21 protein-coding genes are annotated in these 21,396 nt (G+C 70.6%); 4 read left to right on the top strand and 17 right to left on the bottom strand.

Annotated features, from left to right (window positions below):
- On the bottom strand, nt 1-375 hold a 375-nt coding region (locus N1028_RS08520; protein WP_259526585.1), incomplete at its 3' end, for an MIP/aquaporin family protein.
- A gap of 73 nt (nt 376-448) precedes the next feature.
- Entirely contained in the window at nt 449-2,278 is a 1,830-nt protein-coding gene (locus N1028_RS08515; protein WP_259526548.1) for a glycerol-3-phosphate dehydrogenase/oxidase, read from the bottom strand.
- A gap of 92 nt (nt 2,279-2,370) precedes the next feature.
- On the opposite strand from N1028_RS08515, the gene N1028_RS08510 reads away from it, so the two are divergent.
- On the top strand, nt 2,371-3,336 hold the full coding sequence (locus tag N1028_RS08510; protein ID WP_259526547.1) for a sugar-binding transcriptional regulator: 966 nt from the start codon (nt 2,371-2,373) through the stop codon (nt 3,334-3,336).
- Here the strand turns inward: N1028_RS08510 and cofC are convergent.
- Nucleotides 3,296-3,955, bottom strand: a complete 660-nt coding sequence (gene cofC / locus N1028_RS08505; protein ID WP_259526544.1) for a 2-phospho-L-lactate guanylyltransferase — start codon at nt 3,953-3,955, stop codon at nt 3,296-3,298. The genes N1028_RS08510 and cofC overlap by 41 nt on opposite strands.
- 86 nt (nt 3,956-4,041) lie before the next feature.
- Between cofC and N1028_RS08500 the strand changes: the two genes are divergently transcribed.
- Nucleotides 4,042-4,449, top strand: coding sequence for a transferase (locus tag N1028_RS08500; RefSeq protein ID WP_259526540.1), 408 nt, complete (start codon nt 4,042-4,044; stop codon nt 4,447-4,449).
- Nucleotides 4,450-4,488: 39 nt separating this feature from the next.
- On the opposite strand, the gene N1028_RS08495 is transcribed toward N1028_RS08500, so the two are convergent.
- The 5 genes from N1028_RS08495 to N1028_RS08475 form a co-directional block, all read right to left on the bottom strand.
- Nucleotides 4,489-5,298, bottom strand: coding sequence for a coenzyme F420-0:L-glutamate ligase (locus N1028_RS08495; protein WP_259526538.1), 810 nt, complete (start codon nt 5,296-5,298; stop codon nt 4,489-4,491).
- Nucleotides 5,295-6,296, bottom strand: a complete 1,002-nt coding sequence (locus N1028_RS08490) for a TIGR03557 family F420-dependent LLM class oxidoreductase (protein ID WP_259526537.1) — start codon at nt 6,294-6,296, stop codon at nt 5,295-5,297. The genes N1028_RS08495 and N1028_RS08490 overlap by 4 nt, the downstream gene beginning before the upstream one ends.
- Complete coding sequence (coaD, locus tag N1028_RS08485) at nt 6,296-6,787, bottom strand: pantetheine-phosphate adenylyltransferase (RefSeq protein ID WP_259526532.1); 492 nt, start codon at nt 6,785-6,787, stop codon at nt 6,296-6,298. The genes N1028_RS08490 and coaD overlap by 1 nt, the downstream gene beginning before the upstream one ends.
- A gap of 36 nt (nt 6,788-6,823) precedes the next feature.
- Entirely contained in the window at nt 6,824-7,489 is a 666-nt protein-coding gene (locus tag N1028_RS08480; protein WP_259526527.1) for a hypothetical protein, read from the bottom strand.
- A gap of 190 nt (nt 7,490-7,679) precedes the next feature.
- Nucleotides 7,680-9,920 carry an ATP-dependent DNA helicase RecG gene (locus N1028_RS08475; protein WP_259526580.1) on the bottom strand — a complete coding sequence of 747 codons (2,241 nt, stop codon included), beginning with the start codon at nt 9,918-9,920 and terminating at the stop codon, nt 7,680-7,682.
- Between the two features lie 323 nt (nt 9,921-10,243).
- Here N1028_RS08475 and rsmD point away from each other — a divergent pair, with 323 nt between their 5' ends.
- Entirely contained in the window at nt 10,244-10,837 is a 594-nt protein-coding gene (rsmD, locus tag N1028_RS08470) for a 16S rRNA (guanine(966)-N(2))-methyltransferase RsmD (RefSeq protein WP_259526525.1), read from the top strand.
- A gap of 201 nt (nt 10,838-11,038) precedes the next feature.
- Here rsmD and N1028_RS08465 read toward each other — a convergent pair whose 3' ends face one another.
- Nucleotides 11,039-12,232 (bottom strand): thiamine-phosphate kinase, encoded by a 1,194-nt coding sequence (locus tag N1028_RS08465; protein WP_259526524.1) that lies wholly within the window; start codon nt 12,230-12,232, stop codon nt 11,039-11,041.
- Nucleotides 12,233-12,256: 24 nt separating this feature from the next.
- On the opposite strand from N1028_RS08465, the gene N1028_RS08460 reads away from it, so the two are divergent.
- Nucleotides 12,257-12,784: a DUF3515 family protein gene (locus tag N1028_RS08460; protein ID WP_259526523.1), complete on the top strand. Its 528-nt coding sequence runs from the start codon at nt 12,257-12,259 to the stop codon at nt 12,782-12,784.
- Between the two features lie 299 nt (nt 12,785-13,083).
- On the opposite strand, the gene N1028_RS08455 is transcribed toward N1028_RS08460, so the two are convergent.
- From N1028_RS08455 to N1028_RS08420, 8 genes are all read right to left on the bottom strand, one after another.
- Entirely contained in the window at nt 13,084-14,175 is a 1,092-nt protein-coding gene (locus N1028_RS08455) for a D-alanine--D-alanine ligase family protein (protein ID WP_259526522.1), read from the bottom strand.
- A complete protein-coding gene (locus tag N1028_RS08450; protein WP_259526521.1) occupies nt 14,087-15,214 on the bottom strand; it encodes an NAD(P)H-dependent glycerol-3-phosphate dehydrogenase in 1,128 nt (375 codons plus the stop codon). The genes N1028_RS08455 and N1028_RS08450 overlap by 89 nt, the downstream gene beginning before the upstream one ends.
- The gene (locus N1028_RS08445; protein WP_259526520.1) at nt 15,211-15,984 is read right to left on the bottom strand and encodes a lysophospholipid acyltransferase family protein; all 774 of its coding nucleotides are present in this window, start codon (nt 15,982-15,984) and stop codon (nt 15,211-15,213) included. Before N1028_RS08445 ends, N1028_RS08450 begins: the two co-directional genes overlap by 4 nt.
- Before the next feature lie 15 nt (nt 15,985-15,999).
- Nucleotides 16,000-17,370, bottom strand: a complete 1,371-nt coding sequence (gene murA, locus N1028_RS08440) for a UDP-N-acetylglucosamine 1-carboxyvinyltransferase (protein WP_259526519.1) — start codon at nt 17,368-17,370, stop codon at nt 16,000-16,002.
- A 63-nt stretch (nt 17,371-17,433) separates the two neighbouring features.
- Complete coding sequence (gene leuD, locus N1028_RS08435) at nt 17,434-18,030, bottom strand: 3-isopropylmalate dehydratase small subunit (protein WP_259526518.1); 597 nt, start codon at nt 18,028-18,030, stop codon at nt 17,434-17,436.
- Between the two features lie 4 nt (nt 18,031-18,034).
- Complete coding sequence (leuC, locus tag N1028_RS08430) at nt 18,035-19,489, bottom strand: 3-isopropylmalate dehydratase large subunit (protein WP_259526517.1); 1,455 nt, start codon at nt 19,487-19,489, stop codon at nt 18,035-18,037.
- Between the two features lie 231 nt (nt 19,490-19,720).
- Nucleotides 19,721-20,404, bottom strand: a complete 684-nt coding sequence (locus N1028_RS08425) for a PadR family transcriptional regulator (RefSeq protein WP_259526516.1) — start codon at nt 20,402-20,404, stop codon at nt 19,721-19,723.
- Entirely contained in the window at nt 20,401-21,303 is a 903-nt protein-coding gene (locus N1028_RS08420) for a DUF4097 family beta strand repeat-containing protein (protein WP_259526515.1), read from the bottom strand. Before N1028_RS08420 ends, N1028_RS08425 begins: the two co-directional genes overlap by 4 nt.
- Nucleotides 21,304-21,396: the final 93 nt, after the last annotated feature.

Raw genomic sequence — 21,396 nt, 5'->3', positions numbered from 1 at the left:
GCCGAGCTTGTTGGCCGCTTCGGGCTCCGCGTCGAAGTGCTGCTTGTAGGCGAGCCACACGAAGACCGCGCCGATGATCGCGCCGATCAGCTGCGCGCCGATGTAGGCGAGCACCGAGAGGGCGTTCACCGGCACCAGGCTGTCGGCCGATCCGAACTCCGTCGCCCCGTTGGCGAGGAGCCCGAGCGTGACCGCGGGGTTGAGGTGGGCGCCGGAGGCGTACGACACGATCACACCGCAGAAGACCGCGAGGCCCCAGCCGATGTTGACCATGAGGAATCCGCCGTTGAAGCCCTTGGTGCGCACGAGCGCCACGTTCGCGACGACGCCGCAACCGAGGAGCACGAGCAGCGCCGTTCCCACCAGCTCCGCCATGAAGTCGATACCGAGATTGTCCACGTTGACCTTTCGTTAGGGGCTCCACCGGCACCGTGCCGGCGGGCCCGACTCAGTTGACGGCGCCTGCGGCCGTCGTGCTCTTCGCCTCCACCACGATGCCGTGGAAGAAGCGGAGGTTCTCGGACGCCTGGCGGCGCTCATCGGCGACCCGCTCTGCCGACCAGCCTAGGGATTCGGCGGCGATCCCGCTCAGTTCGTCGAAGACGTCCTGGGTGAGCGATCCGACGAACGCGATGATGCTGCGGCGCAGCACCAGATCGGCCAGGTGCACGGCGTGCTCGCGCGTCATCAGGTAGTCGATCTCGCCGGTGCTGTACTCGGGCAGGGTGCGGAGCGCCCGGTCGGCGGCGCCCTCGGGCCCGCTGTAGGCGGCGATGTGCGCGCTGACCGCGGCGGCCTTCGTGCCGTAGCGGGCGAGCAGGATGCGCGTGCGCGCCTCGCCGAGGTCGGCGAACGTCGAGGCGGGGGCCACGGCGTGCTCCTTCACCCAGGCGGTCACGGCCGCGGGCGACTGCGGGTAGCCCACGCCGCCGCCGATGGCGAGGTCGGTCGTGCTCACGGTGCGGGCCTTGCCGAGCAGCGCGAGGGTGTCGTTCGCGAGGTGCTCGGAGAGCGCACGGAAGGTCGTCCACTTTCCACCCACGAGGCTGAGCTGGGTGACCTTGGAGCTGCCGGCGAAACCGGTCTTCTCGATCCGGTAGTCGCGCGACACGAAGCCGGGGGCGGTGTCGCCGTGGCCCGGGAGCGGGCGGATGCCGGAGTAGCGGTAGACGATCTGCGGCCGGTCGACGGTGATCGTGGGGAACACGTGGCCGACGAGCTCGAAGAAGTAGTCGACCTCCGCCTCGGTGCAGACGCTCGGCTCGTCGATGTCGGCCTCGAGGTCGGTGGTGCCCACGAGCACGCGACCGTTGAGCGGGTAGATCAGCACGATGCGACCGTCGTTGTTCTCGAAGAACACCTCGCCGCCGGCGCACGCCTCGTAGAGCTCGCGGTTGTCGAGCACGATGTGCGAGCCCTTCGTGCCGCCCATCCAGGTGGTCTCCTCGCCGAGGGCTCTGTTGGTGAGGTCGGTCCAGGGCCCCGTGGTGTTGATCACGACGTCGGCGGAGACGTCGAACGTCTCACCCGTCACCACGTCGCGGAGCACGACGGCGTCGCCGTTCGCGCCGATCGCCTCGACGTAGTTGGCCGTACGGGCGTGCGGGCCGGTGGCGAGCGCATCCTGCACCAGGTCGAGCGCGAGCCGCTCGGGGTTCTCGACCGCGGCGTCGTAGTAGGTGGCCGTGTACTTCACGTCGGGGCGGAGCTTCGGCAGCTTCGCGAGCGACTTCCTGCGGCCCACGAACTTGTGACGCGGCACGGTGCCGCCGTCGCGCGAGAACGAGTCGTAGCCGAGGAGGCCGACCTTGATCAGGAGCGCACCGCGCTCCTTGGGCTTGCCCTGCTGCTTGTGGGTGAGGAAGCGCAGCGGGGCGCTCAGGATGCCCGAGAAGGTGCTGAAGATCGGGATGGTCGTGGGCAGCGGCTTCACATAGTGCGGAGCGAGGCGCAGCAGCCGGTTGCGCTCCTGCACGCTCTCGCGGACGAGACGGAACTCGCCGTTCTCGAGGTAGCGCACGCCGCCGTGGATCATGTGGCTCGAAGCGCTCGACGCACCCGAGAGATAGTCGCCGCGCTCGACGAGCACGACGTCGACGCCCTGCAGAGCGAGGTCGCGGAAGGTCGCGATGCCGTTGATGCCGCCGCCGATGACGAGGACGGCGGTTCGGGGGTTCGAACGGATCGACTCGACGTTCGAACGGGTTTCCAGCTGGGAGGAGCTCACTGCGTACTCGCCTTCGTGTATCTCGAGCAGGACTGCGATGCTGCAATCCATGCGACGACATACAGTTCTACGAGGTTCTTCACATATGATCAACCTCGCTGCACATATGTGCAGAGTTCGCCCGTTCGACGATGCGAGGACGCATGCCCACCGACTCCCTCGGTTCCGACAAGGTGCGCGATGCGCTCCGCGCCGCCCACCTCTACTACATGCAGGACCTCACGATGGAGGCGATCGCGGCCGAGCTGCACACCTCCCGCTCGTCGGTCTCCCGCCTACTCGGCTTCGCCCGTGAGACCGGTCTGGTCGAGATCCAGGTGAAGTCGCCGGCCGACCGCGTCTCGTCGGTGCAGGATCGCATCCGGGAGCGCTTCTCGGTCACGGCTCACGTGGTGCCCGTGCCCGACAACACCGCCGAGGTCGACCGCCTGGAGCGGGTGGCGATGAGCGCTGCACGGATTCTCGGGCCTTTCTTCGACTCGAACATGACCATGGGCATCGCGTGGGGCTCCACCCTGTCGGCGGTCTCCCGCCACCTGCAGGAGAAGGTCACGCACAACTCGCAGATCGTGCAGCTGAACGGCGCCTCGAATGCCCGCACGACCGGCATCGGCTACGCGAGCGAGATCATGAGCCGCTTCGGGGTGGCCTTCGGCGCCTACGTGCAGCAGTTCCCGGTGCCGGCCTTCTTCGACGACCCGCACACCAAGCAGGTGCTCTGGCGCGAGCGGAGCATCCGCCGGGTGCTCGAGATACAGAAGCACATGGACCTCGCGCTCTTCGGCCTCGGATCGGCCTACGCCGACGTTCCCTCGCACGTCTACGTGGGCGGCTACCTCGACGACGCCGACTTCGAGCAGCTCACGAAGTCGGACGTGGTGGGCGACGTGGCGACGGTGTTCTACCGGGCAGACGGCTCGAGCGAGGACATCCCGATGAACGCACGGTCGACCGGGCCCTCGCTCGAGCTGCTGCGCAAGGTGTCGCGGCGGGTCTGTGTGGTGTCGGGGCGGTCGAAGCTCCCGGCGCTCCGCGGAGCGCTCGCGGCCGGCGTGATGACCGACCTCATCATCGACGAGACGACGGCGGTGGCGCTGCTGCGCGAATAGCGGCGGCGTGCGAGCGCGGCCCGAGCCCGAGCGCGCGGGCGGTCTCGAGGTCGGCGGCGGTGTCGACGTCGCGGCGGAGGGTGGTGCCCTCCCGCACGGCGAGCTCCTCGTGACCGGCGGCGCGGTGGCGCTCGGCCGAGCCCGCGCCGAAGCGGGGCACCAGGGGGTGCCCCGGCCACGCGGTGACGAGCGTGGTGCCCGAGCCCTCGGCATCCGGCACGAAAGCGAGCGGATGAGCCTCGGCCCCGAGGAGGGCCTCGTCGAGATCGGCCGCCACGAGGCACGGCAGGTCGCCGAGCAGCACGGCGACACGCGCTGTTGCCGCGGGGCCCACGGCGGCGAGCCCCGCGAGGACGGCGGGGTTGAGGCCGCCGCGCGGATCGTCGACGAGGTCGATGCCCTGCTGCCGGAGGTGCCCGGCGATGGGGGCGGTGGCATCCGTCACCACGATGACCCTGTGCACCCGCGTCGCGGCGCGCACCGCGGCGATCGCGTCGAGCGAGAACGCCTCGGCCAGGCGGGCTCGTGCCGCGGCGTCGAGCTCCGGCGCGAGGCGCGACTTGCCCTCGGCGGTGCCCTTGACGGGCACGACGATGCTCCAGCGCTGTTCCTCGGTCACGATCACCGATTATCCCCCGTTGAAAAAGCAGAACGATCGGTCTGCATTCCTGGAATTATGCAGACGCATCGGTTGTTCCATTCATCGTGAGCAGAACTTTCCTGGAGATCGAGCGCGAGCGCGGAGTCGTCTCGCGGTACCGCAAGCACGTCAACGGCAAGGGCTACGTGGCCGTCGGGGCGGAGGTCGACACCCTCGCCTACGTCGACCCCACGAGCTACGTCGAGACCGGGGCCCGCGTGGGCCCGAAGGCACGCATCGGAGCCGGCAGCTGGGTGGAGTCGAACGCGGTCGTGGGGGCGGGGGTCATCCTCGAGGCCCACGTGCACGTCGGTGAGAACGCCGTGATCGGCCGGGGCGCCGTGATCGGCAGCCATTCCCGCATCGGCGCCCATGCCGCCGTGGCCGACGAGGTGCGCGTCGAGCGCGACGCCACCATCACCCCCGGAGCCGTGCTCCGCCGCCGCGGCGAGGACTACATCCGCGCCGCCTGATCGTCACCCGCGCTGCCTGACCGTCACCCGCGCCGTCCGTCACTCGGGGCGGGTGGCCGCCAGGCCTGCGGCGTAGCCGGCCGCGTAGCCCTCGGCGAGGGCCTCGTCGGTGCCGAGGCGGAACATGTCGGTGGGCCCGGTGCGGGTGAGCGCGCGGGCCGGAGTGTCGAGCGTCTCGGTGACGGCCTCGGCGTAGCCGCGCACGAGTGCCACAGGCATGCCGCTCGCCTTGCCCTTCACGAGGTCGGCGGCCGAGGCCAGCTCGTCGGCGATCGCCGACTGCGTCACCATGAGCTCGTGGCCGAAGCTGTCGGTCGTGCCGCGCAGGTCGTCGGTCACCCGCACGCCCGCCGCCCCGATGGCGAGGTCGGTCTGGCCCTCCCGCCAGGCGCGGCCGAGCGTGTCGGAGAGGAGCACGCCGACCCGGACCCCGAAGCGCGCACGGAGCCCCTCAGCGAGTGCCCGGGCCGACGCATCCGGATCGACCGGCAGCAGCAGCACCGTGCCGTCGGGCGTGTTGCTCGCGTCGACACCCGCCGCCGCCTGCACGAGGCCCTGCCGGTTCTCCACGATGCGCGTCACTCCCCCGGGGTGCGTGCGGGTCGCCACCACGCGCACGGTCTCGGCCGTGATCGCGTCTTCCCGGTCTGCGGCCGCCACGCGCCGCCCTTCGGCCTTCGAGACGATCTTCGAGGTCACGACGAGGATGTCGCCCTCGGCGGCACCGAGCCCGGACGCCTCGAGGGCGTCGCCGATGAGCGAAGCGAGGTCGGCGCCCTCCTCGATCTCGGGGAGACCGCCGAACGCCGTGACGGTGATGCTTCGGAGGTTCGCGGGGGCGTCCGTCATCGGGTCAGCCTCGGCAGCACGTCGCGGGAGAACACGTCGATCCAGTCCTTCTGGTTGCGCCCCACGTTGTGCAGGTAGATCGCGTCGAAGCCGAGATCGGCGAAGCGCTGGATGTGGGCGCGATGCACGTCGGGATCGCTCGAGACCACCATGCGCCCCTCGAAGTCGTCCGGCCGCACCATCTTGGCCATCTGCTCGAACTCGAACGGGCTCCGGATGTCGGCCTTCGGGAACCGCATGCCACCGTTCGGCCACTCGGTGAGGGCGTTGTGCATGGCCTCCTCGTCGGTGCGCGCCCAGGAGAGGTGCAGCTGCAGCACGCGCGGCATGCGCGAGGGATCCCTGCCCACCTCGCGGGCGCCGTCGTCGAACTTCTGGAACAGTCCCGCGATCTTCTCCAGCGGAGCTCCGACCGTGATGAGCCCGTCGACCGTGCGTCCGGCGCGCTTGGCGGTGACCGGGCCCGCCGTGGCCACGAGCACCTCGGGCGCGGTCTCCGGCATCGTCCACAGCCGCGTCGACTCGAGCTTGAAGAAGGTGCCGGAGTGCTTCACGTCCTTGCCGGCCCGGGAGGCGGTGAACAGCTTGTTGATGACGTCGACGGCCTCGAACATCCGGTTGATGCGCTCGGGCGCCTCGGGCCAGTAGCCGCCCACGATGTGCTCGTTGAGCGCCTCGCCCGAGCCGATGCCGAGCCAATGCCGCCCGGGGTACATCGCGCCGAGGGTGGCGGAGGCCTGCGCGACCATGGCCGGGTGGTAGCGGTAGCTCGGCGAGGTGACCCCCGGCCCGAAGTCGCCGCGGGTGCGCTCGCCGATCGCGGCGAGCACGGGCCACACGAACGACGACTGCCCCTGCCGTGGCACCCAGGGCTGGAAATGGTCGGCCGCCATGACGCCCGAGAAGCCGTGGTGCTCGGCGTAGGCCGCGAACTCCACCGCGTCGTTCGGGGCGAACTGCTCGAGCTGGGCGGCGTACCCGATCCGGAGACCGGGCATCAATCGGTGGTGTGCTTGAGGAACTCGGCCACGACCGCCGGCACGTAGGGCGCGACGTCGCCGCCGAGGGCGGAGACCTGACGCACGAGCGAGCTCGACACGTGGGCGTGGGCGGGGTCGGGCAGCAGGAAGATCGTCTCGACTCCCGCGAGGTTGCGGTTGACGATGGCCATGGGGGTCTCGTAGGCCACGTCGACCTGCGAGCGGATGCCCTTGACGATGGCGGTGGCCCCCACGTCGGTGACGTAGTCCACGAGGAGTCCGACGCTCCAGGAGTTCACGACGATGTTCGCGTCGGCGAGCCCGCGCTCGGCGAGCGAGCTGTGGATGAGGTCGACCCGGTGGGCGATCGGGATGAGGGCGTGCTTGTCGGGGTTGTGCACCACCACCACGTGCACCTCGTCGAAGATGCCGGAGGCACGCTCGATGACGTCGATGTGCCCCAGGGTGATGGGGTCGAAGGATCCGGGTACGACGGCCACGTTGCTCATGCGGTCCAGGCTATCAAGACGCGCATTTCGCGGGCGTTACGCGGTCACGGGCTCCGGCTCGTTCGCTGCACGTCCGGTCGCAGGATGCGCTGCGCGATCCGGTGCACGATCGGCCGTCTGCCGGCGCGCACCCTGGGCCGCCCGCTCTGCCGCCACGAAGCGCTCGGTGATGTCGATGGCCGAGGCGAGGAGGGCGCGGAGCCTGTCGTCCGGGAAGTCGGCGCAGGCCGAGCGCACGCCGTCGGCGGCCATGGCGAGCACCGCATGGGTCTGCCGCACCGAGACCTCCTCGCGACGCCAGCGCGACGAGGTGCGGTCGATGAACCTGCGCGCCCAGCCGGCCGCCTCGGGAGTCGAGTCGAGGGCGCGGGCGAAGGGCTCCTCCACGAGGTCGGGAAGTCCGGATCCGCCGGAGCGCTCGAGCGCGGCCACGCACACGAGCCCGCCCACGGCGAGGGCGTGCTGCCTGTCGAGGGAGGCGTCGGGCAGGGCCACCGCCACGGCGTGCACGGCGAGCACGAGCTCGAGCCGCGGGTCGTCGCTGTTCAGTCCGATCACCGAGGGGATGAGGGGGGCGAGCCGGCTCCTGGCCTCGTTGGAGGTGAGGTCGTTGACCGCCCGGGCGAGCTGGGAGAGGCCGGCGTGCGTGCAGGCCGGATGATCGCTCCAGCGCTCACCCGCGAGGTAGGAGGCGAACTCCATGAAGCACGCCCCCGAGCGGGGGCTTCGATGCCGGCCGGCGGAGAGCACGGGAACACCGTCCAGGCGCCAGGTGCCTGAGGTTCGTGTGAAACTGCGAATGGATCCCATGGTCTGACCACCACTTCGTCTCGGCCTGTGTTCCACTGTGCTCCCGAAAGCACGATTTATCAATGCCCTCGCGGCGCGGGAATCAGGTCTTGTCGAGGAACCGGCGCTCGGTCTCGCGCAGGCGCCGTTCGAGCGCGGCGCGGAGGGCCGGATGCTGGTCGAGCCGAGGGTCGTCCTCGATGATCTGCAGGGCCACGCCGCGCGCATCCTGGATGACGTCGCCGTCTTTGATCACGCGGAGGAGCCGGAGCGACGATCGGCCACCGGACTGCAGCGCGCCCAGCACGTCGCCTTCGCGGCGGAGCTCGAGGTCGACCTCGGCGAGGGCGAAGCCGTCGAGCGTGGCGGCCACGGCGTCGACCCGCTCGCGACCCACCGACTCGGGCTCGGCGTTCGTGACGAGCAGGCACAGCCCAGGCACGCCGCCACGGCCGACCCGGCCGCGCAGCTGATGCAGCTGGCTCACACCGAAGCGCTCGGCGTCGAGCACCACCATGGTGGAGGCGTTCGGCACGTCGACGCCGACCTCGACGACGGTCGTGGCCACGAGCACGTCGATCTCGCGAGCGGCGTAGGCGCGCATGATCGCGTCCTTCTCCTCGCTCGGCAGCCGGCCGTGCAGCGCCTCGATGCGGCGGCCTGCGAGGGCGGGGAGCTCGCGCAGGTGGCGGAGGGTGTCGACGACGTTGGCCTTGGGGGGCGTCGGCGCATCCGTACCCTGGGGCTCGCCGGGCTCGCCGGGCTCGCCCGGGTCGTCGAGCCCGTCGCCGGTGTCGTCGGCCGGGTCGATGGCGGGGCACACCACGAAGGCCTGGCGCCCCTTCTCGAGCTCCTCGGCCACGCGCTGCCAGATGCGCCCCGCCCAGCCGGGTTTCTCGGCGAGCGGCACGCTGAAGCTCTCGATGCCCTGGCGGCCCGCGGGGAGCTCGGTGATCGTGGAGACGTCGAGGTCGCCGAAGACGGTCATGGCGACCGTGCGCGGGATCGGGGTCGCCGTCATCACGAGCACGTGAGGTGGGGTCGCGGCCTTCTGCCGCAGCGTGTCGCGCTGCTCCACGCCGAAGCGGTGCTGCTCGTCGACCACGACGAGGCCGAGGTCGTAGAACTGAACGTTGTCCGAGAGCAGCGCGTGCGTGCCGACCACGAGCTTTGCCTGGCCGGAGACCATGCGCAGCAGGGCCTTCTTCTTCTCGGCGGTCGAGAGCTGGCCGGTGTGAAGCGTCGGCACGAGCTCGGCGGCGAGGTCGGGGCCGAGCACCTTGACGATCGAGCGCAGGTGCTGTGAGGCGAGCACCTCGGTGGGGGCGAGCATGGCCGACTGCCCGCCGGAGTCGGCCACGGCGAGCATCGCTCGCACGGCCACGAGCGTCTTGCCCGAGCCGACCTCGCCCTGCAGCAGGCGCAGCATGGGCACGTCGCCCTCGAGGTCGCGGGTGATCTCGCCGCCCACCACCTGCTGGTCGGCCGTGAGGCGGAACGGGAGCGCCGCGTCGAAGCGCTCGAGGTAGCCGCCCGGCTTGGAGCGGCGCGGCGAGGTCTTCACGGCGTGGGCCGCGCGGCGCTGGCTCACCAGGGCGGTCTGCAGCACGAAAGCCTCGTGGAAGCGGAGGGTCTCGCGCGCCTTCATGTAGTCGGCGTCGCGCTGGGGCCGGTGGATGAGCTCGTAGGCCTTCTGGGCGGTGAGCAGGCCCCGCTCGAAGCGCACCTCCTTGGGCACCGGATCCGGGAACGCGCCCGGAGCCTTCAGACCGTCGAGCACGAGCTCCATCGCGTTCGCGACCTGCCAGCTCGCGATCGACGCCGTGGCCGGGTAGATGGGGATGGGCATCTCGGCCCAGCGCTTCGCCTCGGCGTCGTCGAGCTCCGGGGCGGCGCCATCGCTCAGGCTGCCGCGGCCGAGGGCCTCGTCGAAGAGCTCGTAGTTGGGGTGGGCGAGCTGCAGCGCGCCGCGGTAGTTCGAGACCTTGCCGGCGAAGATTCCGCGCACCCCGGGCCGGAGCTCGCGGGCGCGCCAGGCCTGGTTGAAGAAGGTGAGGCTGATGTGGCCGCGGCCATCGGAGATGGAGACCTCGAGGATGGTGCCGCGGCGGGCACGCATCTGCCGCTCGCGCACGTCGCGCACCTCGGCCACGATCGTGACGTTCTCATCCAGCGGCAGCATGTCGATGGCGGTGAGCTCGCCGCGCTTGGCGTAGCGGCGCGGGTAGTGGCCCAGCAGCTCGCCCACGGTGCGCGTGCCGAAGGCCTTCTCGAACGCGTTGGCCGTGCGACCCCCGAGGAGTCCAGGCAGCTTCGCGTCGAGGAACGCCCCCGCTCCCGACAGCCGCCGGAGCTCGGCGTCGCCCTTCGCCACGGCCGCGTCGATGTCGCGGCGGTCGTCGTCGACCGCATCGCGCTCGGCCTGCACCTCGCGGCGCTTCTCGTGCAGGGAGGCGGGGCGACTCCGCTCGAGCTCCCGCTCGAACTCGTCGGGCTCGAGATCGAGCTCGGCGGGCCCGTCGAGCTCGTCGGGCCCGTTCCTGCCCGGGCCCTCGCCCGACCCGCCCGCTGTCGAACCGCCCATGGCGTCCATCCTAGGCGCGACCACCCACACCTCCTCCGTCCTGACCCCGGCGCCGTGGGCGGGGTGGCGGTAGTGTGCAGGGCGTGACTCGCATCATCGCCGGATTCGCCGGATCCCTGCCGCTCGCCGTGCCCCGCTCGGGCACCCGCCCCACGAGCGATCGCGTGCGCGAGGCCATCTTCTCGGCACTCGACGCGCGCGGCGGCCTCGACGGGCTGCGTGTGCTCGACCTCTACGCCGGCTCCGGGACGCTGGGGCTCGAGGCGCTCAGCCGCGGGGCCGCGGTGGTCACGCTGGTGGAGAAGCACGCCGCGGCGGCGGGGGTCATCCGCAAGAACGCGGCGACCGTGCTGGGAGCACTGCCGAAGGCGTCGGGGGGCTCGAGTGCACCGCGCGCCGACGTCGTGACCCAGGCGGTGCAGCCCTACCTCCGCGCGCTGCCGGTGGTGCCGGGGGCGGGCTTCGACGTGGTGTTCATCGACCCGCCCTACGAGCTGCCCGAAGCCGAGCTCGCCGACGACCTCACGACTCTGGCACCCCTGCTCGACCCGGACGCCGTGGTCCTCGTCGAGCGCAGCAGCCGCACCCCCGAGCCCACCTGGCCCGCCGGCCTCGCCCTCGACCGCACGAGGTCCTACGGCGAGACCGTCCTGTGGTGGGCCTCCCCCACCCCCTAGACGCCCCACCTCGTCCCCACGGTCCCCTCGTCCCCGAATCGACGGAGTCTCGAGGCCGAAGTGGCGAACGACGGATCCACCGCTCCGGATGCCGCCACATCTCCGTCGACTCCACCGGTGCGAGCTCGGCAACGAGGGTGGGCGGGTGCCGGGCGGGCGGGCGGGCGGCGGGGCGGTGCGGCGGGGCGGTGCGGCGGCGGGTCAGCCGGCGTGGCCGTCCCAGTCGGCGTACGGGTCCCAGCCGCCGAGGGCCGAGTGGGGGCGGTCGCCGATCAGGGCGTCGGGTCGCCCTCCCGGCGCGCCGGCAGCCTCCACCACCGTGCCGAGGGCACGGAACCCGGGCGGCAGGAGAGCGTCGGCGGGGAAGGTCGCGAGCAAGGCGTGGTCCTCGCCGCCCGCGAGCACGAAGTCGGCCGCTCGGTCACCCACCACGGCATCCGTGTCGAGCAGGGCGCGGGCCTCGCGAGCGATCGCCGCGGGGTCGAACGACACCGCGCATCCGCTCGCCACGGCCAGGCGCCTGGCGTCGAGCACGAGTCCGTCGGAGACGTCGAGCATCGCCGTGGCCCCCGCCTCCGCGGCCGCCGTGCCGAGACCGATCGGTGCCCGGGGTGCGAGCTGAGCCTCCACGAGGTCCGGGTGCGCCGCCCGCACGGCCCGGCCCGCCGCCGCATCCGGCTCCCGAGCGGTCGGAAGCGCGACGGAATCCAGCCCACGAGCGGGCGGAGTCGAGCCGGATCCCGCTCCCAACTCGGAGTCGGCGGCCTCGAGGAGGGCACCGTAGCGCGGCAGGGGTGCGGAGCGCGGAGCGGGTGCGACCCCGTCGCGGAAGAGCAGCCAGATGCCAGCGCCGGCGAGGCCGAGGGGGCCAGCCACCGCCACCACGTCGCCAGGGCGAGCACCGGATCGGGTCACGGGCGCGCGGCCGCCGAGATCGCCGAACGCCGTGACGGCGAGCGTGAGCGTGGCCGAGACCGAGAGGTCGCCGCCCACCACACCGCAGCCCGGAGCCGCCAGAGCGCACGCGTCGCGGAGGCCGTCGGCTATGCCGAGAAGCACCTCCACGGGGGTCTCGAGCGGGGCCGCGATCGCCACCACGAGTGCCGTGGGCCGTGCGCCCATCGCCGCGACGTCGGCGAGGTTCGACATGGCGGCCTTCCAGCCGAGGTCGTGCGGCGTCGACCAGGCGAGGCGGAAGTCGGGGCCGTGGATCATCATGTCGGTCGTCACCGCGTAGCGGCCGTCGGGCGCGGCCACGACGGCGGCGTCGTCGCCCGGCCCCAGCAGCTCGGCGTCGGCGTGCGGCAGGCGCGGGAAGATGCGCCGCAGCACCTCGCCCTCGCCCACCGAGGCGAGGGTCTCGGCGTTCGCAGGTAAACCGGAGTCGGGAGCCACGCGTCAACGGTAGCCTGAACTCCGATGTCCAGACCGTCCCGCACTGCGCCCCGCCGCTCCGCGCTCACCCGATCCGCCCTCGGCCGCACGGCGGTGGCGATCGCACACACCCTCACCGCCGCCGCCCTCTCCGGCTGCGCGGCCACGGTGGCCCTCGAGCCCGCAGCAGACGCCACCGACCCCGCGTGCGCCGAAGTCATCGTGCGACTGCCCGACACCGTCGGCGACGCTCCCCGGCGCGAGACGGATGCGCAGGCGACGGGCGCGTGGGGAGACCCCGCAGCGGTGCTGCTGCGCTGCGGCGTCGAGCCCTACGGCCCCACCACGCTCCCCTGCTACAACGTCAACGGCGTCGACTGGATCCGCGACGACGCCGACGACCCCACCTTCGTCTTCACCACCTACGGCCGCACCCCCGCGGTCGAGGTCATCGTCGACTCCGACGCCGCCTCGGGCACGAGCGCCCTCGTCGACCTCACCACGGCGGTCTCCGCCATCCCCCAGCAGGAGATCTGCCTGGACGCCGACGACGTGCTGGACTCGGGGTTGTAAACTGCCGCGCCGCCGCCTCTGCGGCGCGGGCGACATGTGAGGCCGCCGTCGTTCCGCGTCGCTTCGCGGCGCGGCCCGGCGACGGTCTCACTCCGGGTACTGGAAAAAGGCCCCTTGCGTGGCATTCGGCAAGGAGCCTTCCCCCTGGGCAAGACTTCCCCGGAGTCCCCTCGCAACGGGCCCCACCCACCCGACCCAAGGCGGCACGGCTGCCGCGGAGCGCCGCGCAGCGACGCGCAGCGACAGCCGCGCCGCATGTCGCCTGCGCCGCAGAGGCGGCGGCGCAGCAAACACCCCCCCTACTTCTCCAGGGCCTGGGAGATGAGGTCTGCGATGAGCTCCGGGTAGGAGACGCCTGAGGCTATCCAGCAGGCCGGGAACATCGAGATGGGGGTGAAGCCCGGCATGGTGTTGATCTCGTTGACCACGAACGATCCGGATGGCGTGAGGAAGAAGTCGACGCGCGCGAGGCCCTCGCCGTCGATCGCCGTGAACGCCCGCGCCGCGAGCGCCTGCATCTCGGCCAGCTCGGCGTCTGTCAGCACCGCGGGGCACACGAGCTCGACGCCCGCTCCCCCGAGGTACTTCGCCTCGAAGTCGTAGAACGCGCGATCCGTCATCACGATCTCACCGGCCACCGACACGCGCGGTGCGCCGCCGCTCCGCCCGCCGAGCACGCCGCACTCCACCTCGCGACCCACGACGGCCGACTCGATGAGCACGCGGGAATCCTCGGCGAGGGCCACCTCGAGGGCTGCCGGCAGCTCGTGGAGCGAGGTCACCTTGCTCACGCCGACCGACGACCCCGCGCGCGCGGGCTTCACGAACAACGGCAGTCCGAGCGACGAGACCGACGCCGTCACGGAGGAGGGCGACGCCGCCCACGACGCCGCCGTCACCGTCGCCCAGGGCGCCACGTCGATCCCGGCCGCGGCGAGCACCGTCTTCGTGAAGTGCTTGTCCATGCCGAGCGCCGACGCGAGCACCCCCGATCCCACGTAGGGCAGCGACACCAGCTCGAGCAGGCCCTGCACCGTGCCGTCCTCACCGTACGGCCCGTGCAGGATCGGGAAGACCACATCGACGTCGCCGAGCGCGCGCACCGCACCCGACGCATCCTGAACCGACAGCGCGCGCGACGACGCCGACGACGGCCACAGGATGCGCGACCCGTTGTCGACGACCTCCGGCAGCGCGGCGGGGTCGAGCCGGAACTTCGCCGGCGAGTCCTCCTCGAGCACGAAGGCGCCCGACCGGGTGATCCCCACGGGGATCACGTCGAAACGCGCCCGGTCTATGGCCTCAAGAACTCCGCCGGCGGTGGCGCAGCTGATCGAGTGCTCGCTTGAGCGACCCCCGAAGAGCACCACGACCGTGATCTTCTCTGGCATCGAGTGTCCTTTCGCCCTGAGGGCCCGACTCGTCGTCGGTGGTCAGGTGGGGGGCAATGTCTTTCGGATCGAGCGTACCGGCCAGCACCTCGGCCACCTGACGGCAGATGGGCATCTCCACGCCCTTCGCCGCCGCGAGCGCCAGCACCGGTGCCACGGAGGCGAGCCCCTCGGCGGTCTGCTGCATCGACTTCACCACGTCGGCGAAGCTGTAGCCCTGGCCGAGCAGCCGACCCGCGGTGTTGTTGCGCGAGAGCGACGAGCCCGAGGTGGCGATGAGGTCACCGAGCCCCGCGAGTCCCGACAGGGTCTCCGGATGCCCGCCGTAGGCCACCGCGAAATCGGTCATCTCCACGAGTCCGCGGGTGATGATCGACGCCTTGGTGTTCTCGCCGTAGCCCACGCCGTCGACGATGCCGATCGCCACGGCGATGAGGTTCTTCAGCACGCCGCCGAACTCGGTGCCGATGACGTCCTGGTTGATGAACGAGCGGAAGTAGCGGTTCGTCGCGACCTTGGCCACGGCCTCGGCGGTCTCGAGGCTCGTGGAGGAGACGACGGCCGCCGTGGGCTGCTCCTTGGCGATCTCGAGGGCGAGGTTGGGGCCGGATGCCACGGCGATGCGGTCGCGGTCGAACTCGAGCACCTGCTCGAGCACCTCGCTCATCCGGAGCCCCGTGCCCTTCTCGACGCCCTTCATGAGGCTGATCACGGGCACTCCCTCGGGGATCAGCTCCTTGATCTCGACGAGGTTCGACCGGAGCGACTGGCTCGGGATCGAGACGAAGACGAACTGCGCCTCGGCCAAGGCGGAGGCCACGTCGGAGGTCGCGGTGAGCGAGACCGGCAGGTTGACGCCCGGCAGGTAATCGCTGTTGCGCTTGGCCTCCCGGATCTCCTTCGCGAGCTCGGGCCGCCTGGCCCACAGGGTCACGTCGGAGCCGCCGTCGGCGAGCACCTTCGAGAACGTGGTGCCCCAGCTCCCGGCACCGAGCACGGTGACCTTGGGTCGGACGGGGATGCTGCGTGTGCGGCTCACTCGGCGCTCTTCTTCTGATCGGTCTCGTCGAGTCGGCCGTACTCGCTCTGGTTGTGCGCGGCCGGATTCCAGCGTTCGGCAGGAGCCGTCTCGCCCCGGAGCTCCTCGACGAGCCCGGTGATCGCGGCCATCACCCGCGTGGTGGCCTCCGACAGCTTCCGCTGGTCGAGGTCGCCCACACGGAGGTCATCGAGATCGACAGGGGGGCCGTAGACGATCCGCACGGTCTTGCGCGGAATGAGCCGCACCTTCTTGGAGTAGCGCGGCAGGATGGCCTGCACGCCCCAGTGGGCGGCCGGGATGACCGGGATCCCGTGCTGCAGCGCCAGGCGCACGGCGCCGGTCTTGCCCCGCATGGGCCAGAGGTCCGGGTCTCGCGTGAGGGTGCCCTCGGGATAGATGATGATGCCCTTCTCGTGCTCGAGCAGTTCGGTGGCGGCCGAGATGGGGGCGCTCTGGCGGCCGGGCCCCGAGCGCTCCACCGGGATCTGGCCGATCGCCCGCAGGCCCCAGCCCACGAGGGGCACCGTGAACAACGAGGCCTTCGCCAGGAACCGCGGGGCGCGCCCGAGCTTCCACACCCCCCACGCCATGACGACCGGGTCGAAGTTCGAGTAGTGGTTCGGCGTGAGCACGAAGGGCCCGCTCGTGGGGAGGTGCTCGGTGCCGTGCTGCTCGACCTTCACGATCGCCGTCAGCAGCGGAACCACGAGCACCTCGACCACCCGGAAGGCAGCGGTCTTCTCGGTGTTCTTGCGGGGCGGCGCCATGGGGAGTCTTCGCCCCTACTCGGCGAAGTAGAAGTCTGCTCCCAGCTTCTCCAGCTTGCCCACGAAGTCGCCGTAGCCGCGGGCGATGAGGCCCACGTTCGACACCGAGGAGCGGCCGTCGGCGGTGAGCGCGGCGATGAGGTGGCTGAAGCCGCCGCGGAGGTCCGGCACCTCGAGCTCGGCGCCGTGCAGCTTTGTGGGGCCCGTGATGACGGCGGCCTGCTCGAGCGGTCGGCGGGGCACGCGGCGGTTCGGGTCGGCCAGGCCGTCCTTGTGCACCTCGACGTTGGCGCCCATCTTGACGAGCGCATCCACGAACCCGAAGCGGTTCTCGTAGACCGTCTCGTGCACGATCGAGGTGCCGTGGGCCTGGGTGAGCGCCACGATGAGGGGCTGCTGCCAGTCGGTCATGAAGCCGGGGTGCACATCCGTCTCGATGACGACGGGCTTGAGGTCGCCACCCGGGTGGTAGAAGCGGATGCCCTCCTCCTCGATGTCGAACGCGCCGCCGATCTTGCGGAAGACGTTGAGGAAGGTCATCATCTCGGACTGCTTGGCGCCCGTGGTGAAGATGGATCCGCCGGTCGCGAGCGCGGCGGAGGCCCAGGAGGCGGCCTCGTTGCGGTCGAACAGCGCACGGTGGTTGTAGCCCTCGAGGCTCTCGACGCCCTCGATCAGGATGGTGCGGTTGGGCTCGACCGAGATGATCGCGCCCATCTTCTGCAGCACCGCGATGAGGTCCATGATCTCGGGCTCGATGGCCGCGTTCTTGAGCTCGGTGGTGCCCATGGCGCGCACGCCGGTGAGCAGCACCTGCTCGGTGGCGCCCACGCTCGGGTAGGGCAGCTCGATGTTCGCACCGCGGAGGCCGTTGGGTGCCGTGATGTTGATGCCGCTCGGCAGCTTGTCGACGACCGCGCCGAACGCACGGAGCGCATCCAGGTGGAAGTCGATCGGGCGGTCGCCGATGCGGCAGCCGCCGAGATCCGGGATGAAGGCGTGGCCGAGGCGGTGCAGCAGCGGGCCGCAGAACAGGATCGGGATGCGCGACGAGCCCGAGAGCGCGTCGATCTCGGCGCTCTTCGCGCTCGCCACGTTGGCGGGGTCGAGCTGCAGCACGCCCGTGGCGGCGGAGCCGGTGATCTTGACGCCGTGGATCTCGAGCAGGCTCGCGACCACGTGCACGTCGCTGATGTCGGGGACATCGCGGAGCGTCGAGGTGGTGTCGCCGAGGAGGGAGGCCACCATCGCCTTCGTGACGAGGTTCTTGGCACCCCGGACGTCGATGGTCCCGCGGAGCGGGCGACCGCCGTTGATGACGATCGTGTCGGACTTGAGTCCGACCCGCTCGGCCGCCTTGCGGCCGTCCTGTACGAGACTGTTCACTTGATCACCTGACTGTTGTGTCGCTGTTGTGGCTCGATGCCCGCTCGTGGCGGTATCCGCACGCTACTTCACGGGAAGCGTTCGAGGTCTCCAACTCTCCCGGCGGCTCTCGAATTCCGTGATGGCGGCTTCGTCTCGCAGAGTCAGTCCGATGTCGTCCAGACCCTCCAGAAGCCTCCAGCGAGTGTAATCATCGATCTCGAACGAGACTGTGAGATCCCCGATGACCGCCGTCTTGGCCGTCAGATCGACCGTCATCTCGATGCCGGGCTGCGCATCGATGGCGGCCCAGATCCGCTCGATCTCGGCCTCCTCGACGAGCCCCGTGAGCAGGCCCTGCTTGCCCGAGTTGCCGCGGAAGATGTCGCCGAAACGGGCCGACAGCACCACCTGGAAGCCGAAGTCGCGGAGCGCCCAGACGGCGTGCTCGCGGCTGGAGCCGGTGCCGAAGTCGGGGCCGGCCACGAGGATCCGCGGATTCTGGAATGCGGGCTGGTTGAGCACGAACTCGGGGTCGTTCCGCCAGCCGGCGAAGAGGGCGTCGTCGAAGCCCGTCTTCGTGACCCGCTTGAGGTAGACGGCCGGGATGATCTGGTCGGTGTCGACGTTCGAGCGCTTCAGCGGCACGGCGACGCCCTGCAGGATGTTGATCGCTTCCATGGCTTTACACTCCCACCGTGTAGCGCGCGTGCGCCGGCTGCTTCAGGTCGGAGACGCTCGAGAGCCTGCCCCGGATGGCGGTGGCCGCGGCGACCACCGGCGACACCAGGTGCGTGCGGCCGCCCTTGCCCTGGCGGCCCTCGAAGTTGCGGTTGGAGGTCGACGCGCAGCGCTCCCCCGGTGCCAGCTGGTCGGGGTTCATGCCGAGGCACATGGAGCAGCCTGCGAAGCGCCACTCGGCGCCGAACTCCTCCACGATCTTGTCGATGCCCTCGGCCTCGGCCTCGATGCGCACGCGGGCCGAACCCGGCACCACCATCACGCGGACGCCCTCGGCCTTCTTCTGGCCCTTGATGATCTCGGCGAAGGTGCGGAGATCCTCGATCCGGCTGTTGGTGCACGAGCCCATGAACACGGCGTCGACCGGGATCTCCTTGAGCGGTGTGCCGGCTTTCAGGTCCATGTACTCGAGCGCGCGCTCGGCGGCCGAGCGCTCGTTGGGGTCGAGGATGGCGGCGGGGTCGGGCACGACGTCGCTCAGCGAGACGCCCTGGCCGGGGTTGGTGCCCCAGGTCACGAAAGGCTCGAGCTCGTCGGCGTCGAGGAAGACCTCGGCGTCGAAGACCGCGCCCTCGTCGGTGGGCAGGGTCTTCCAGTAGGCGATCGCGTCGTCCCAGTCCTGACCTGCGGGGGCGTGCGGGCGGCCCTCGAGGTAGTCGAAGGTGATCTGGTCGGGCGCCACCATGCCCGCGCGGGCACCGGCCTCGATCGACATGTTGCAGATCGTCATGCGGCCCTCCATGGAGAGGCTCCGGATGGCCGAGCCGCGATACTCGAGCACGTAGCCCTGGCCGCCGCCGGTGCCGATCTTGGCGATCACGGCGAGGATGATGTCCTTCGCGGTGACGCCGGGCTTCAGCGTGCCCTCGACTGTGATGGCCATCGTCTTGAAGGGCTTCAGCGGCAGCGTCTGAGTGGCCATGACGTGCTCCACCTCGCTCGTGCCGATGCCGAAGGCCATCGCGCCGAACGCACCGTGGGTGCTCGTGTGGCTGTCGCCGCAGACCACCGTGATGCCCGGCATCGTGAGGCCGAGCTGCGGGCCGACCACGTGCACGATGCCCTGCTCGAGGTCGCCGAGCGAGTGCAGGCGCACCCCGAACTCCTTGGCGTTGTTGCGCAGGGTCTGGATCTGGGTGCGGCTGGTCAGGTCGGCGATGGGCTGGTCGATGGCGAGGGTGGGGGTGTTGTGGTCCTCGGTGGCGATCGTGAGGTCGAGGCGGCGCAGGGGCCTGCCCTCGGCGCGCAGGCCGTCGAAGGCCTGGGGGCTCGTGACTTCGTGCACGAGGTGCAGGTCGATGTAGATGAGGTCCGGGTTGCCGTTCTCGCCCTTCACGACGAGGTGGTCGTCCCACACCTTTTCGGCGAGGGTGCGGGGGCGTGCGGATGCGGTGTCCATTGCGTGTCCTTCGAGAGAGGTGGAGAGGTCAGCCGTTGACGAACTCCGCGACGAGGGAGGCCTTGAACTAGGACTCGTCGCGGCAGCGAAGGAGAAGCCGACCGAACAGCACCCCCCGATCCTACCAGCAGCCCCCTCATCTGCCCCTCACCCCGCCGAAACGTCAGAATCCACACGAAACCCTCGCGGGATGTGTGGATTCTGACGGTTCGGCAGATGCTGCTAGGAGGGCTAGCTCCTGAGTTCGGCTCGGAGGTCGAGCTGGAGCTCGGTGAGCTTCAGCTTGAGGCGGGCGACCGTCTCGGGGTCGAAGCCCTTCGAGGAGGCCTTGCGCAGGTCGGTGCGCACGGCCTGGCGGAACTCCGTGAGCGCGAGGTCGGCCTCGCGGAGGGCGGCCGAGACGTCGGCGCGCGAGGAGCCGGTGCCCTTCTCGGAATCGGAGACAGACGAATCGCCGGGGGTGCCGGTGGCCGACGCCGACCAGCCCTCGCCGGAGGCTGCGGCCCGAGCGCTCGCCTTCGCACCCTCGCGAGCGCTGTGGGCGGCCTCGGCGAGGTCGGCGCGGAGGCTCTTCATGGCCTGCTTGACCCCGGAGCGCACCTCCTCGGCGAGTCGGCGCACCGAGTCGGAGAGCTCCGCCTCGATGTCGTCGAGCTCACCCCGGCGCGAGTCGAGCTCGGCGCGACCGGTGTCGGTGATGGCGTAGACGGTCTTGCGGCCGTCGGCGCTCTTGGTCACGAGGCCCTCCTCCTCGAGCTTGGCGAGGCGGGGGTAGATGGTGCCGGCACTCGGGCTGTAGGTGCCGCCGAAGCGCTCGGAGAGCGCCTGGATGAGCTCGTAGCCGTGCTTGGGTGACTCCTCGAGCAGGCTCAGGAGGTAGAGGCGAAGGTGGCCGTGGCCGAAGACGGGGCTCATGCGTGACCCTCTCCGAAGACCTCGTCCTGCTTGTCGAAGCTGAGGGGATCCGATCCGGCAGCGCCGGCGCCGGAGGTGGGCGAGGCCGCCGAGACCGTCTCCTCCTCGCGGAAGATCACGGTGATGTCGCCCGAGACGGAGTTCGCGCGGAACTCCGTCCACGACACGTCGAGCACCCCGGTGTGGCCGTTGTAGCCGCTGCCGCGGAGGCCCTTGATCGTGCTGGGGCCGAGCTGCAGCACGCCCGAGACCGAGTTGACGTTGTAGCGGGCGGAGGCCTCGGCATCCAGTCGCACCGTGAGGTCGCCCGACACGGTGTTGTTCTCGATCTCGTCCGGAGCGCCGACGGAGTCGACGATCACCGAGGCGGAGACGCCGTCGGCCGAGAAGCGGCGGATCTCACCCTGGACGGCGATGTCGCCCGAGACGGTGTGGGCGTTCACGAGGCCACGGTGGTCGCGGATCGAGACCTCGCCGCTCACACTGTTGACGTCGAGGTCGCCCACGACGCCGTCGACCACCACGTCGCCCGTGACCGTGCTGATCCGCGCATCCGTGGTGAGACCCGAGATGAGGGCGGACGCCGAGATGACCCCGAACTTCAGGGCCACGTCGCGGGGCACCATGATGCTGATGTCGGCGCGGGCGTTGCCGCGCCACGACTTGAACACCTCGACGAAGTTGTCCCAGCGCAGTTGCGGGTGGTCGATCTCGAGGCGGTCGCCGTCGATCGAGATCTTGAGGTCTTTGCCCGAGACGGAGTGCACCTCGATGCGGGCTCCCGGCTCGTCGTGGCCGATCACGTCGACCTGTCCGCCGATGAGGCCGACCTTCAACGATCGGACCAGTTCGAGGTCGATGACCTTCGGGCCGTCGACGATCCACTTCTCCAGTACCACGGTGCTCTCCTGCCTGTTCGCGTTATATCGCGTCTCGTAGGAAACACGTTATATCGCGTTGCGTCGCAAATCAAGATATATCGCGAACGCTCA

Origin of the sequence: Herbiconiux oxytropis (assembly GCF_024979315.1) — a bacterium.
Classification (GTDB): domain Bacteria; phylum Actinomycetota; class Actinomycetes; order Actinomycetales; family Microbacteriaceae; genus Herbiconiux; species Herbiconiux oxytropis.
Note: the sequence above shows the minus strand (reverse complement) of the source record. Positions and strands in the feature narration are given on the sequence as shown.

Coding starts and splice junctions, on each gene's coding strand:
- N1028_RS08515 (WP_259526548.1), bottom strand. CDS start 2,278: ATGGATTGCAGCATCGCAGTCCTGCTCGAGATACACGAAGGCGAGTAC.
- N1028_RS08510 (WP_259526547.1), top strand. CDS start 2,371: ATGCCCACCGACTCCCTCGGTTCCGACAAGGTGCGCGATGCGCTCCGC.
- N1028_RS08495 (WP_259526538.1), bottom strand. CDS start 5,298: ATGACGGACGCCCCCGCGAACCTCCGAAGCATCACCGTCACGGCGTTC.
- N1028_RS08490 (WP_259526537.1), bottom strand. CDS start 6,296: ATGCCCGGTCTCCGGATCGGGTACGCCGCCCAGCTCGAGCAGTTCGCC.
- coaD (WP_259526532.1), bottom strand. CDS start 6,787: ATGAGCAACGTGGCCGTCGTACCCGGATCCTTCGACCCCATCACCCTG.
- N1028_RS08480 (WP_259526527.1), bottom strand. CDS start 7,489: ATGGAGTTCGCCTCCTACCTCGCGGGTGAGCGCTGGAGCGATCATCCG.
- N1028_RS08460 (WP_259526523.1), top strand. CDS start 12,257: ATGTCCAGACCGTCCCGCACTGCGCCCCGCCGCTCCGCGCTCACCCGA.
- N1028_RS08455 (WP_259526522.1), bottom strand. CDS start 14,175: ATGCCAGAGAAGATCACGGTCGTGGTGCTCTTCGGGGGTCGCTCAAGC.
- N1028_RS08445 (WP_259526520.1), bottom strand. CDS start 15,984: ATGGCGCCGCCCCGCAAGAACACCGAGAAGACCGCTGCCTTCCGGGTG.
- leuD (WP_259526518.1), bottom strand. CDS start 18,030: ATGGAAGCGATCAACATCCTGCAGGGCGTCGCCGTGCCGCTGAAGCGC.
- leuC (WP_259526517.1), bottom strand. CDS start 19,489: ATGGACACCGCATCCGCACGCCCCCGCACCCTCGCCGAAAAGGTGTGG.
- N1028_RS08425 (WP_259526516.1), bottom strand. CDS start 20,404: ATGAGCCCCGTCTTCGGCCACGGCCACCTTCGCCTCTACCTCCTGAGC.